The sequence below is a fragment of the Brevundimonas sp. GCM10030266 genome (assembly GCF_042666595.1).
Classification (GTDB): Bacteria; Pseudomonadota; Alphaproteobacteria; order Caulobacterales; family Caulobacteraceae; genus Brevundimonas.
In genome coordinates, this window is sequence record NZ_JBHTCY010000005.1 from 308,103 (window position 1) to 319,179 (window position 11,077).

At 68.3% G+C, this 11,077-nt stretch carries 16 protein-coding genes, 1 other RNA gene and 1 pseudogene; 12 read left to right on the plus strand and 6 right to left on the minus strand.

The window, feature by feature from the left end; genetic code table 11:
- Window positions 1-4: 4 nt before the first annotated feature.
- The gene (ilvC, locus tag ACFQQC_RS16330; protein ID WP_376863588.1) at window positions 5-1,021 is read right to left on the minus strand and encodes a ketol-acid reductoisomerase; all 1,017 of its coding nucleotides are present in this window, start codon (window positions 1,019-1,021) and stop codon (window positions 5-7) included.
- Between ilvC and ACFQQC_RS16335 the strand changes: the two genes are divergently transcribed.
- The 4 genes from ACFQQC_RS16335 to ACFQQC_RS16350 all read left to right on the plus strand — a co-directional run bounded on the left by ACFQQC_RS16335 (window position 1,020) and on the right by ACFQQC_RS16350 (window position 3,440).
- Window positions 1,020-1,562 (plus strand): DUF924 family protein, encoded by a 543-nt coding sequence (locus ACFQQC_RS16335; protein WP_376863589.1) that lies wholly within the window; start codon window positions 1,020-1,022, stop codon window positions 1,560-1,562. The genes ilvC and ACFQQC_RS16335 overlap by 2 nt on opposite strands.
- Before the next feature lie 239 nt (window positions 1,563-1,801).
- Window positions 1,802-2,647: a thymidylate synthase gene (locus ACFQQC_RS16340; protein ID WP_376863590.1), complete on the plus strand. Its 846-nt coding sequence runs from the start codon at window positions 1,802-1,804 to the stop codon at window positions 2,645-2,647.
- On the plus strand, window positions 2,647-2,958 hold the full coding sequence (locus ACFQQC_RS16345) for a phosphoribosyl-ATP pyrophosphohydrolase (protein ID WP_376863591.1): 312 nt from the start codon (window positions 2,647-2,649) through the stop codon (window positions 2,956-2,958). The genes ACFQQC_RS16340 and ACFQQC_RS16345 overlap by 1 nt, the downstream gene beginning before the upstream one ends.
- The gene (locus ACFQQC_RS16350) at window positions 2,955-3,440 is read left to right on the plus strand and encodes a hypothetical protein (RefSeq protein WP_376863592.1); all 486 of its coding nucleotides are present in this window, start codon (window positions 2,955-2,957) and stop codon (window positions 3,438-3,440) included. The genes ACFQQC_RS16345 and ACFQQC_RS16350 overlap by 4 nt, the downstream gene beginning before the upstream one ends.
- A gap of 9 nt (window positions 3,441-3,449) precedes the next feature.
- On the opposite strand, the gene ACFQQC_RS16355 is transcribed toward ACFQQC_RS16350, so the two are convergent.
- Complete coding sequence (locus ACFQQC_RS16355; protein WP_376863593.1) at window positions 3,450-4,022, minus strand: hypothetical protein; 573 nt, start codon at window positions 4,020-4,022, stop codon at window positions 3,450-3,452.
- Window positions 4,023-4,074: 52 nt separating this feature from the next.
- On the opposite strand from ACFQQC_RS16355, the gene ACFQQC_RS16360 reads away from it, so the two are divergent.
- Window positions 4,075-4,602: a dihydrofolate reductase gene (locus tag ACFQQC_RS16360; protein ID WP_376863594.1), complete on the plus strand. Its 528-nt coding sequence runs from the start codon at window positions 4,075-4,077 to the stop codon at window positions 4,600-4,602.
- A gap of 2 nt (window positions 4,603-4,604) precedes the next feature.
- Window positions 4,605-5,021 carry a hypothetical protein gene (locus ACFQQC_RS16365; RefSeq protein WP_376863595.1) on the plus strand — a complete coding sequence of 139 codons (417 nt, stop codon included), beginning with the start codon at window positions 4,605-4,607 and terminating at the stop codon, window positions 5,019-5,021.
- A gap of 7 nt (window positions 5,022-5,028) precedes the next feature.
- Here the strand turns inward: ACFQQC_RS16365 and ACFQQC_RS16370 are convergent, their stop codons facing one another.
- From ACFQQC_RS16370 to ACFQQC_RS16380, 3 genes are all read right to left on the minus strand, one after another.
- Window positions 5,029-6,126 carry an NADH:flavin oxidoreductase gene (locus tag ACFQQC_RS16370; protein WP_376863596.1) on the minus strand — a complete coding sequence of 366 codons (1,098 nt, stop codon included), beginning with the start codon at window positions 6,124-6,126 and terminating at the stop codon, window positions 5,029-5,031.
- Between the two features lie 77 nt (window positions 6,127-6,203).
- Window positions 6,204-6,569, minus strand: a complete 366-nt coding sequence (locus ACFQQC_RS16375; RefSeq protein WP_376863598.1) for a hypothetical protein — start codon at window positions 6,567-6,569, stop codon at window positions 6,204-6,206.
- Window positions 6,570-6,574: 5 nt separating this feature from the next.
- Window positions 6,575-7,645, minus strand: a complete 1,071-nt coding sequence (locus ACFQQC_RS16380) for an Mrp/NBP35 family ATP-binding protein (protein WP_376863600.1) — start codon at window positions 7,643-7,645, stop codon at window positions 6,575-6,577.
- Window positions 7,646-7,719: 74 nt separating this feature from the next.
- On the opposite strand from ACFQQC_RS16380, the gene miaA reads away from it, so the two are divergent.
- Window positions 7,720-8,589, plus strand: a complete 870-nt coding sequence (gene miaA, locus ACFQQC_RS16385) for a tRNA (adenosine(37)-N6)-dimethylallyltransferase MiaA (protein ID WP_376863601.1) — start codon at window positions 7,720-7,722, stop codon at window positions 8,587-8,589.
- A gap of 4 nt (window positions 8,590-8,593) precedes the next feature.
- Here miaA and ACFQQC_RS16390 read toward each other — a convergent pair whose 3' ends face one another.
- A complete protein-coding gene (locus tag ACFQQC_RS16390) occupies window positions 8,594-9,142 on the minus strand; it encodes a hypothetical protein (protein WP_376863602.1) in 549 nt (182 codons plus the stop codon).
- Window positions 9,143-9,312: 170 nt separating this feature from the next.
- On the opposite strand from ACFQQC_RS16390, the pseudogene ACFQQC_RS16395 reads away from it, so the two are divergent.
- The 5 genes and pseudogenes from ACFQQC_RS16395 to ssrA all read left to right on the plus strand — a co-directional run.
- Window positions 9,313-9,417, plus strand: a pseudogene (locus ACFQQC_RS16395) (hypothetical protein); the annotation flags it as partial.
- A 77-nt stretch (window positions 9,418-9,494) separates the two neighbouring features.
- Window positions 9,495-9,818: a hypothetical protein gene (locus ACFQQC_RS16400; protein ID WP_376863603.1), complete on the plus strand. Its 324-nt coding sequence runs from the start codon at window positions 9,495-9,497 to the stop codon at window positions 9,816-9,818.
- 52 nt (window positions 9,819-9,870) lie between these two features.
- Entirely contained in the window at window positions 9,871-10,197 is a 327-nt protein-coding gene (locus ACFQQC_RS16405; RefSeq protein ID WP_376863604.1) for a hypothetical protein, read from the plus strand.
- A 136-nt stretch (window positions 10,198-10,333) separates the two neighbouring features.
- On the plus strand, window positions 10,334-10,570 hold the full coding sequence (locus ACFQQC_RS16410; RefSeq protein ID WP_376863605.1) for a hypothetical protein: 237 nt from the start codon (window positions 10,334-10,336) through the stop codon (window positions 10,568-10,570).
- A 9-nt stretch (window positions 10,571-10,579) separates the two neighbouring features.
- Window positions 10,580-10,941: a transfer-messenger RNA gene (gene ssrA, locus ACFQQC_RS16415) on the plus strand.
- Window positions 10,942-11,077 lie beyond the last annotated feature (136 nt).

The following is an 11,077-nucleotide window of genomic DNA, read 5'->3' on the forward strand; positions in this document are numbered from 1 at the left end:
CGTTTCAGCCTCCCGCTTTTGCCGCCACCGCCGCCAGATGGGCGCCGACACCCTCAATCGTGCGTTCGCCCAGGGCCTTGCGCCGGGCCAGCAGTTCCGGGGAGCCGGCGTCGTAGTCGGTCATCAGCTTGCGCACGAAGGCGCCCGACTGAACCTCGTCCAGCACCTGATCCATCGCCGCCTTCGAGGCGTCGCCGATGATGCGCGGCCCGGTCAGATAGGCGCCGTACTCGGCCGTGTTGGAGATTCGCCCGAACGCCCCGGCGATTCCCTTCTCGAACATCAAATCGGTGACCAGCTTCAGCTCGTAGAAGCACTCGAACCACGCCACCTCGGGCGGGTAGCCAGCCTTGACCAGCTTCATGAAGGCCCCGTCGACCAGTTCGGCCACGCCGCCGCACAGGACCACCTGCTCGCCGAACAAGTCGCTTTCGCACTCGTCCTTCATCGTGGTCTCGAGAATACCCTTGCGACCGCAGCCCAGCGCCGCCGCATAGGACAGGCCGAGCGCATGAGCGCCGCCGGTGAAGTCCTGCTGCACACCGAACAGGCAGAAGACCCCCTCCCCCGCCTCGTACAGGTCGCGGATGCGCGGCCCGATGCCCTTGGGCGAGGCCAGAATCACATCGAGATCGGCGCGTGGTTTCACCAGTTCGAACCGCACCGACAGGCCATGGGCGAAGATCAGGGCCGCGCCCGGTCGGATGTTGGGCTCCAGCTCGTCGCGCCACAGATCGCGGTGCGCCTCGTCCGAAACCATGACGGCGACCACGTCCGCCCCCGCCGACGCCTCGCCGGCGGTCAGAACGGTGAAGCCGTCCGCTTCGGCCTTCGCCCGCGTCGCCGAAGTCGCCTTCAGTCCGATGACGATGTCGCTCACGCCCGAGTCGCGCAGGTTCAGCGCATGCGTTCGCCCCTGACTGCCGTAACCGATCACGGCCACGCGCTTGCCGCGAATGATCGAAAGGTCGCAGTCGGCGTCGTGGTAGGCGGGCAGCGGATTGGGTAGGGTCTGGGTCATGAGCACAGACCTACAGCCTTCCGACGTCATCGGCTTCTGGAAAGAGGCCGGTCCCGACAAGTGGTTCGCCAAGGATGACGCCTTCGACGACGTCTTCCGCCAGCGCTTCACCCACGGTCACATGAGCGCGGCGCGACGCGAGCTGGATCACTGGGCGGAGACGCCGGAGGGATCGCTGGCCCTGCTGATCCTGCTGGACCAGTTCCCGCGCAACTGCTTCCGCGGCACGGCGCACCAGTTCGCCACCGACCCGCTGGCCCGCCATTTCGCCGAACAGGCTGTGGCGCGTGGTCATCATCTGGCGTTCGAGACGGAGCTGCGGAACTTCATCCTGCTGCCCTTCGAGCATTCGGAGCGGCTGGAGGACCAGGACCGCTACCTCGACCTGATCGGCGACGACGCGGACTTGCGGAAATGGGGCCACCTGCACCGCGACATCATTGTCCGGTTCGGCCGCTTCCCGCACCGCAACGCCAGCCTCGGGCGCGAGACGACGGCGGAGGAGCAGGCGTTTCTGGATGGGGGCGGGTTCGGGGGCTAAATCTTCGAGCTATCGTCATCCCGGGGGCGCGTAGCGAACCCCGGGACCCAGCGGCGCGCGAGAGCGCGAAGCTGTCGGGAGCACCGGTGTTTCGCTGCCGTCGCGGCGCCGCTAGGTCCCGACTTTCGTCGGGATGACGATAGCGGGATGGGGAGCGCGCATCGTTTCCACAGCCCGCACGTCAAAGTGTCCACCGGACGCGTTGGGGATTCGCGAATCAGCGTCCACCTTCCTCCCCCATGAGCGCCGCCTTTGACCTGATCGATGTACCCGCCGCCCCGGCCGATCACCCGGAGCACCAGTACCTCAACCTGCTGCGCGATATTCTCGAGAACGGCGCGCGTCGGGATGACCGCACCGGCACCGGGACGCTGGGCGTATTCGGCCGTCAGATGCGGTTCGACCTGTCCAGAGGCTTCCCGGTCCTGACCACCAAGAAGCTGCATCTGCGTTCGATCATCGTCGAACTGCTGTGGTTCCTGCGCGGCGAGACCAATATCGGCTGGCTGAAGGAAAACGGCGTCAGCATCTGGGACGAATGGGCCAACGCCGAGGGCGAGCTGGGCCCGGTCTACGGCAAGCAGTGGCGCTCGTGGGCCGCCCCGGACGGCCGCGTCATCGACCAGATCGAGAAGCTGGTCCACGGCCTGAAGACCAACCCCAACGGGCGCCGCCACATCGTCTCGGCCTGGAACCCGGCCGACGTGGACGACATGGCCCTGCCGCCCTGCCACTGCCTGTTCCAGTTCTTCGTCGCCGACGGCAAGCTGAGCTGCCAGCTGTACCAGCGCAGCGCCGACGTCTTCCTGGGCGTGCCGTTCAACATCGCCAGCTATGCCCTGCTGACCATCATGATGGCCCAGGTGGTCGGGCTGGAGCCCGGCGAGTTCGTCCACACCTTCGGTGACGCCCACCTGTACCTGAACCACATCGAACAGGCCCAGCTGCAGCTGACCCGCGAGCCCCTGCCCCTGCCGACCATGACCATCACGCCGAAGGACGACCTGTTCGCCTACCGGCTGGAGGACTTCGTGCTGGACGGCTACCAGCCCTGGCCGCACATCAAGGCGCCGGTCGCGGTCTGATGGACCTCAAAGGCCTGCAGGCGTCCGTCCTGCGCATCTCCGACATCTACGCGCGCGAGCACGGCATCGACCGTGACAAGGCGGCGTCCGGCGACTGGGCGCTGCTGAAGGTGCAGGAGGAGCTGGGCGAACTGGTCGCCGAGCATCTGCGCACCACCGGCCGGGCGCGCGGCGCGGCCGATCACGACAAGCTGGGCGACGAGGCGGCCGACGTGCTGGGCATGCTGCTCATCTATTGTCAGGCCGCGGGGGTGGACATCGAGCAGGCGATGCAGCGGAAATGGCTGCATTGGCTGGAGAAGACCCCGTGATTGCAGAACTGCTGGCGGTATTGGCGATCCAGACGGTCCAGGGCCCGACGATCTCCTACACCCCGCCGGCGGATCTTCCCGACGCCGTCACAAGAGCGGTCAACGCCTGCGCCACCATCCAGATGGTTCTGGAGGCCAATCCCGAGCGCCAGATCGCGGCGCCTCCGCGATCCCAGACCGCCGCGAACGGTGCGATCGTCGATTACCGGATTGATCGGGGGGTGTGCCAGATCACCGCTTCAGGCTGGACGCCCGACGGAGACGCCATGGCGCGCGCCGTCGAGGCCGGGCTCGCCTCGCTCTCTGATCCGGCCCGCCGCACACGCTGGCGCGAACCGTTCGCCAACGAGCGCGGCCCTTCCGTCTGGACAACGTTCGAGCGCTCGACCGCTGACGGCGGGTTCGGCGTGTTCGACCTGTTCGAACCCGCCGACGGCGCGATCGGCGAGGTGTCGATCACCTATCAGACCGTCCGCCGCTGATCTCCCGCCTCACGCCATCGCCGGCGCGATCATCTTCATCCGGCGCAGGTCGTCGGTCAGGCTGTGGACCTGATCGTCGCGGTCGATCTTGATGGTGTTCTTGCCCATGCCCATCGAGATGGTGGCGCGGAAGGCGACGACCTGACCCTCCACCGCCGTGACCGGAATGATCTCCCGCTTGTTCTGCGAGGCGGCCAGGCCGACGAAGCCGAACTCCAGCGTATGGGCGCCCGGATCGACCTCGACCGCCGTGAACTGCGGCGACTTCAGCTGGCCCAGCACCCGGCCGTCCAGCACGATCTCCATCCCCGCCGCCTTGCCGACGAATCCCTGCCGATGGACGAGGATCAGCGCCTTGCCGGGGGACGGGCGCAACGTCAGCGCCGCCGCCTTCTCGGCCTCAGTGGCCGCCGGGCTGGCCTTCGTGCCCTGCAGATTGGCCATGATGTAGCCGGTGAACAGGCCCACGAAGAGCGGGACATACCAGGCCGCGAAGCCTCTGAACCCGGCCAGCCCCAGAAGGAAGCCGACCACGACGGTGACGATCAGGCCGGTGACGATGGCGGGGACGTACTTGCCCATGCGGGACCTCGCGTTATGGAGAGTGACCTTTCCCCCTAAGCGGATAAGCAGCTTGGCCGTTCCCTCCCTCGTTCTCGTTGTCGCGCGCGGCGCCAACGGCGTCATCGGCCGCGACGGCGATCTGCCCTGGCGGCTGCGCAGCGACCTGCAGCGGTTCAAGGCCATCACCATCGGCAAGCCCTGCATCATGGGCCGCAAGACCTGGGAGAGCCTGCCGCTACGCCCCCTGCCCGGCCGGCTGAACGTCGTGGTCACCCGCGACGAGGGCTATGGCGAGGACGGCGAGGCCAAGGGGGCGCTGGTCTGCACCAGCCTGGATGAGGCGATCGAGATCGCCCGCGAACAAGCCGCCGAAGACGGGGTGGACGAAGTCTGCGTGATCGGCGGCGCAGCCCTGTTCGAAGCCGTCCTGCCGCGCGCGAAGCGCCTGTACATCACCGAGGTGGACGCCGCGCCCGACGGCGACGTGCACTTCCCCGCCTTCGACGCCGACCAGTGGACGGAGATCACGTCAGAAGTGCATTCAGCCGGGGAGAAGGACGATCACGCCTTCACCTTCCGCACACTGGAAAGGCGCTGAAGATGCTGAAATTCCGAAACATCATCCTGACCATAGCGGCCTGCGCCGTCGCCGGTCCCGCCTTCGCCGACCTACCGCCGGTCGTCTATGAGCGCGCCCGCGCCGAGGCGACGGAGGTAGTGGTAATCCGGGTGATCTCCGTCGGCGCCCTCCCGGATGGCGCTGATCAAGGCGTCTGCGCCGTCGAGGGCGAGGTGACGGCGGTCGAGCGTGGCGACGCCCATAAGCCTGGACAGACCCTGCGTCTGGTCGTCCCCTGCGTCGGCCCCGGCTGGACGCCCCGACCTGGCCCCTTTCCGGGTTACGACGCGACGGCCCTGCCGATGGTGCGGAACGCGCGGCTTTGGCTGAAGGACGATCAGCTGGTGCTGAGGGGTCTCGAGGAAGTCCTGCCCGAGCCCCTGATCATCACGCCCTGACCCTCGTCTAGCTAAGCGACATCATCGCCGAGCGTTCGAAGTCCTGCAGCTCATCATGACGGCCGTCACGGATCTTCTGCACCCAGTGCGGGTCGGCCAGCAGGGCGCGACCGACGGCGACCAGATCGAACTCCTCGCGCTCCAGCCGCTCGATCAGACCGTCCAGCGAGGCCGGTTTCGAACCCGCGCCGCCGAAGGCCGCGATAAACTCCCCGTCCAGCCCGACCGAGCCGACGGTGATGGTCGGCAGACCGGTCACCTTCTTGGTCCAGCCGGCGAAGTTGAGGTCCGAGCCCTCGAACTCGGGCTCCCAGAAGCGGCGCTGCGAGCAGTGGAAGACGTCCACCCCCGCCTCGACCAGCGGCGACAGCCACTGTTCCAGCTCCTCGGGATCGTGGGCGTTCTTGGCGTCATAGGCGCCGCTCTTCCACTGGGACAGGCGCAGGATCAGCGGCATCTCCTCGCCGATCCCCTCACGCACGGCCTTGACCACCTCGGCGCCGAAGCGGCTGCGCTCGCCGATGGTCGCGCCGCCCCACTGGTCGGTGCGGACGTTCAGCACGTTCCAGAAGAACTGGTCGATCAGATAGGAGTGGGCGCCGTGGATCTCGACGGCGTCGAAGCCGATCTCCTTCGCGGCGCGGGCCGAGCGGCCGAAGGCGGCGATGGTGTCGGCGATGTCCTCGTCGGTCATGGCCTCGTACTTGGGACGGCCCAGGCCGGTCAGGCCAGAGGGGCTGTCCACCTTGCCCAGCGGCTCCCATTCGGCGCCCTGCCCGCGGGCCGAGCCGACGTGCCAGATCTGCGGCGCGATCAGGCCGCCGGCGGCGTGGACCTCGTCCACCACCTTCCGCCACTCCGGCAGGGCCTCGCCGTGGAAGACCGGCACGGCGGCGTCATTGCGGGCCGCCGGGCGCTCGACCACCGTGCCCTCAGTGACGATCAGGCCGACGTCGCCTTCCGCGCGACGACGATAGTAACCCGGCACGCCCTCCGACGGGATTCCGTTCGGCGAGAAGGACCGGGTCATCGGCGCCATGACGATGCGGTTGGGCAGCGTCAGCCCCTTGATGGTGAAGGGGCGGAACAGGGCGTCGACGGACATGGGCGGCTCTCAGGGGAACGACTGGAACCGGAAAGGTGGCCGTTCGGGTTGCGTTTGAAAACCCGGTGCGCGCAATTTTATTCGGCGGCGTCCCGATCCGGCGCCTGATCCTCCGCGACCGCGACGTTGAGCACGGCGAACACGCACAGGAAGCGGTCCAGACCCTGAACCCCGTCGCCGCCGGCGAAGGACAGCGCCCCGGTCGCCGGATCGACGGTCAGCAGCGAGCCGGGCGTGACGCCGCAGTGGCGCTCGGTCGCCAGCGCAAAGGCGGCGGTCTGGCCCGGAACCAGACGCGGCCGATTGGCCAGCAGCCCCTGCTCGGCCAGCCACGCCCTGTGCTCCGCCACCCCATCGATGGGCGGCTCCGCTTCGGGCGCGGGCGTTGTCGCCTGAACGACCTCCAACGCCGCCAGCAGCGCGATCAGGGCCGAGGCGGACATGAGCGCTACAGGCCCAGCGCGTCGGCGACGGCGGCCGCGAAGCCCGCGAACCGGGCGGCGACTTCGCCCTGCGGATCCGCCAGCACCACCGGCAGACCGGCGTCCCCGCCCTCGCGCACGGCGGCGTCCAGCGGGATGTCACCCAGATAGGCCACACCCAGCCGCCCGGCCTCGGCTTCCGCCCCGCCCTTGCCGAAGATGGGGCCGGTCATGTTCTCGATCAGGCCCAGGGTCGGCACCCCCACCTTGGCGAACAGCGCATGCCCGCGCCGGGCATCGGCCAGCGCCACCTCCTGCGGGGTCGAGACGATCACCGCCCCGTCCAGCGGCGTCTTCTGGATCAGGGTCAGTTGCACGTCGCCGGTGCCCGGCGGCAGGTCCACGACCAGCACGTCCAGCGGCGCATCCTCAGCGCCCCACCGGGTCTGGGTCAGCATCTGGGTCAGGGCCTGCGAGGCCATCGGCCCGCGCCAGACCATGGCGTCCTCCGCCTTGGTCAGCAGGCCCACCGACATGGCCTTCAGCCCCTGCACGACGTGGGGCTGGATCATGCCGTCGACATAGTCCGGCTTGCCCGAGACGCCGAGCATGGTCGGCAGCGACGGGCCATAGACGTCGGCGTCCAGAAGCCCGACCGACAGGCCGCGCGCGGCCAGCGCCGCCGCAAGGTTCACCGCCACCGTGGACTTGCCCACCCCGCCCTTGCCCGAGGCCACGGCCAGCACCTTGCGCACATGGGCCGGGCGGTCGGTGGCGACGGGGGCCTTGGGCCGGGTCTGGTCCACCGCCTGCGGCGACAGGCTGGCCGTCCGGCGCGGCGGTGCGGCAGGCGCGGTTTCGGCGGTCAGGATGACGGAGACGCGGGTCATTCCGGGAAGGGATTTCAGCGCGGCCTCGGCGGCGTCGCGGATCGGGGCGTAGCGCGCCGTCTCGCCCGCAGGCACCTCGATGACGAAGCCCGCGCGGTCTTCCGCGACCGTCAGCCCCTGCGCCAGTCCGGCGGCGACCAGTCCCTGCCCCGTCCGGGGGTCGGTGATGGCGTCGAGAGCGGCGATGACGGTGGCGCGATCAGGCAAGGCTTGGTGTCCGGCGGGTTGCGGCTGCGGGGCCTGCGTTCTATCGCCGGACGACCCGCCCCGCGAGCCTCGATTTGTCCCACCCTCTCATCACCCTGATCGCCGGCCCCACCGCCTCGGGAAAGTCCCGGCTGGCGATGGAGATGGCCGCGTCCACCGGCGCGGTGATCCTGAACGCCGACAGCCAGCAGCTCTACGCCGACCTGCGCGTGCTGAGCGCCCGCCCGTCGGAAGCGGACGAGGCGGAGGCCGAGCACCGGCTCTACGGCGTCGCCGACGCCGCCGAGGCCTGGTCCGTGGGCCGCTGGAGCCGCGCGGTCATGCCCCAGCTCGCCGAACTGACCGACGCCGGCCGGCCGGCCCTGCTGGTCGGCGGCACAGGCCTGTATTTCACAGCCCTTACAAAGGGCTTGGCCGATATTCCGGATGTGCCGGATACGGTTCGCGATGCGGTCACGGCCGCCTTTGATGACGAGGGCGAACACCTGTTCCGCCGCCGCCTCGCGGCGCTTGATCCGGCGGCGGCGCAACGCATCGAACAGGGCGACCGCCAGCGCCTGCTCCGCGCCCGCGCCGTGGCCGAGCACACCGGCCGCGCCCTCAGCGACTGGACCGCCGACACCACGCCCCTGCTCGCCCACGGATCATGGACCGGTCTGGTGGTCGAGCCGGAGCGCGAGCGCCTCTACGCCAACTGCGACCTGCGGGTCAGCCTGATGGTCGAACAGGGGGCGCTGGAGGAGGTCCGCGCCCTCATGGCCCGCGACCTGTCCCCCGACCTGCCCGCGATGAAGGCCGTCGGCGTGCGCGAGTTCGCCGCCCATCTATCCGGCGAGACGACGCTGGATCAGGCCATCGACGCCACCCGCCAGTCCACTCGCAACTACGCCAAACGCCAGCTGACCTGGTTCCGCAACCAGACGCCGGGCTGGGTGCGGGCATGACCCCTCACGGCAGTTGGCGGGTGGCACCCGCTGGGAAGTCGACACCGACGAACTCGGGATAGACGTCGCGCAGTATGGCCTGTTGCGGCGCGTCCTCGACCCGGATCAAGTACCACTGGCCGTCGTCTGCCATGGCCAGCGTCTGGGTGTCGGAGCGATATTTGGCGCCCTGCACGGTCATCTCGGTGAAGGTCGGGATCAGCAAATAGGTGCGACCGCCGGTCGGCGTCGTCAGCGTCCGGGCGGCGGCTAGGTCCATGCCGTAACGGTCAATCTGGACCTGATCCAGCATGGCGCCCATGGCCTGACGCATCGCCGACTTAATCTGGTCGCGCGGGATGCCGAAGCGGGTCGAAATGGCGTCCTGCAACCGCGGCGGCACGACATCGATGGCCCCCACCAGATCGCCTTGACTGATCAGGGCGCTCAGTTCGTCGATCCGGGCCTGTATCTGCCCTTTCTGGGCGTCGGTGACGGATTGGGCCGAGGCCGGCGCGCCGGACAGGCCGATGGACAGCGCAGCGACAAGCGCCAGCACAAGACTACGGATCATTAGACTTCCCCCGATGCGGCTTCCGAGCACCGCCTTGCCTCCGCAAATAGCACGGATCTTGTCGCCGTCAGCCTGCGTTGGTCGCGCCAGCGGCCCAGCAAGCCCCCATGCAACCACCTGAAGGCGGCCCCAAAGGCGCGGTCGGAGAGAAAGCCCGGCGATGTCGCCCCCGTCAGGCCACCCGCAACTACGCCAAACGCCAGCTGACCTGGTTCCGCAACCAGACGCCGGGATGGGGCAGGGTTCAGCCTCCGCGCAATCCATCGCCCGATTAGACGACCGCGTTCGACAAGAACCCTTGATTGCATCCCGACTTGGTGTCGATATGCGGTTTCAATTCGTGGAGGGGATCATGCTGGTCGCATTTCTGTTCAGTCTCGCCGTGATCGGCCAGGACCCGGCGCCGACGCCGGCGCCGGTCACCGTGGAAACGCCCGCTACGGCGGCCCAGGCGCAGCCCTCGCCCGAGGCGGCGCAGGCCGATGCGCCTCCGGCGGAACTCGCCAGCAACCGCCGGGACCAGCAGATCGTCTGCCGGCGAGAGCGGGAGATCGGCTCCAATCGCTCCCGCAATGTCTGCACTCGCGTCGCGATCGATGATCACAATCGCGAAGCCGCCCGCCGCTGGTACGACAATGTCGTGGACAGCCGCGCAACCCCTATACAAACGCAATGATCAACCCGTCGGCGGGGTGACAGCGTGAACCCCGAACCGACCGGAGCCCCTCGTGCTGCTACCCCTGCTTTTCACGCTGTTGATCGCCGGCCAGGACCAGGCCGGGTCCCCCGCGCAGGTCGGGTCGCGCGTCGAGAGCGCGGACGCAACCGCCACGGGCACACGGGCGCTCGCCTCGAACCCTGATGACCAACGGGTCGTCTGCCGGCGCGAACGCGAAACCGGGTCCAACCGGTCGCGCAATGTCTGCACCCGCGTCGGCGTCGCCGACTACAACCGCGAGGCCGCGCGCCGTTGGCGTGACAACGTCGTGGATTCGCGCGGTACGCCCGAGTGCGACACGGACAACACCGCCTATTGCCCGGCGCCCCGGAACTGACGGACCGCCCTCACCTGCGGATGTCGCCGAACGGCCTTGCCCCCTGTCCGGGCAAAAGGCCGTCGAAACAGCCGGAAGTTGACGAAGTGACCGGATGGATCAAGAGTGACGGTCCAAACCGCGCTGGAGGTTCGCCGTGCTTGCTTCTCTCGCCCTCGTGCTCGCCCTGAACCAGCCCGCCGCCGTGCCGGCGTCGGCCGCGGACGCCCAGGTGGTTTGCGAAAACCTGCCCCGGTCCGGCAGCCGGCTGACCAACCGCGTCTGCCTCACCCGCGCCGACTGGGCGGCGTTGAAGACACAGGCGGAAGAGTGGCGGGCGCACAATCGGCCAATGATCGACCGTCGCCGTCCGGGTCCTGTCGGCCGCGGCTGATCCGCGAACACCCTTCAATTCCAATCCGTTTCGTCCTATATTCGACCTGTCCGGTTTCGGCCGGACTATGGCGATAAACGCGCCTGTAATAAGCGGACCGGACCCGGGTGCGATTCCCGGCGGCTCCACCATTCTCTCCCGGTTATCAGCGGGATAGTGCGGGGCCGACTAGCATCGACGGACGTGTAAAGAGGATTGCTTTCGCTCGTCCTGACCCACCGTATCGGGTCATTTTCTAACTGCGAACGATAACTTCGCTGGGGAATACGCTGTCGCCGCGTAATGCGGTTCCAGTAATTCCGAACTAACTCCTGGGGGTTCAGATCCTCAGGCGGGGCCCGGAGGGCGCCTGGCAACAGAAGCCCTCCACTTTCCCGACATTTGAGAAGCGCCCTCCTTCTTCCTGGAAAGAATGGCGGGCGCCTGGCAACAGAAGCCTCCCACTTTCCCAACATTTGAGAAGCGCCCTCCTTCTTCCTGGAAAGAATGGCGGGCGCCTGGCAACAG

What these genes read in the sequence shown, in the direction of transcription:
- ACFQQC_RS16335 (WP_376863589.1), top strand. Translation starts at nt 1,020, where the DNA reads ATGAGCACAGACCTACAGCCTTCCGACGTCATCGGCTTCTGGAAAGAG.
- ilvC (WP_376863588.1), bottom strand. Translation starts at nt 1,021, where the DNA reads ATGACCCAGACCCTACCCAATCCGCTGCCCGCCTACCACGACGCCGAC.
- ACFQQC_RS16340 (WP_376863590.1), top strand. Translation starts at nt 1,802, where the DNA reads ATGAGCGCCGCCTTTGACCTGATCGATGTACCCGCCGCCCCGGCCGAT.
- ACFQQC_RS16345 (WP_376863591.1), top strand. Translation starts at nt 2,647, where the DNA reads ATGGACCTCAAAGGCCTGCAGGCGTCCGTCCTGCGCATCTCCGACATC.
- ACFQQC_RS16355 (WP_376863593.1), bottom strand. Translation starts at nt 4,022, where the DNA reads ATGGGCAAGTACGTCCCCGCCATCGTCACCGGCCTGATCGTCACCGTC.
- ACFQQC_RS16365 (WP_376863595.1), top strand. Translation starts at nt 4,605, where the DNA reads ATGCTGAAATTCCGAAACATCATCCTGACCATAGCGGCCTGCGCCGTC.
- ACFQQC_RS16370 (WP_376863596.1), bottom strand. Translation starts at nt 6,126, where the DNA reads ATGTCCGTCGACGCCCTGTTCCGCCCCTTCACCATCAAGGGGCTGACG.
- ACFQQC_RS16375 (WP_376863598.1), bottom strand. Translation starts at nt 6,569, where the DNA reads ATGTCCGCCTCGGCCCTGATCGCGCTGCTGGCGGCGTTGGAGGTCGTT.
- ACFQQC_RS16390 (WP_376863602.1), bottom strand. Translation starts at nt 9,142, where the DNA reads ATGATCCGTAGTCTTGTGCTGGCGCTTGTCGCTGCGCTGTCCATCGGC.
- ACFQQC_RS16400 (WP_376863603.1), top strand. Translation starts at nt 9,495, where the DNA reads ATGCTGGTCGCATTTCTGTTCAGTCTCGCCGTGATCGGCCAGGACCCG.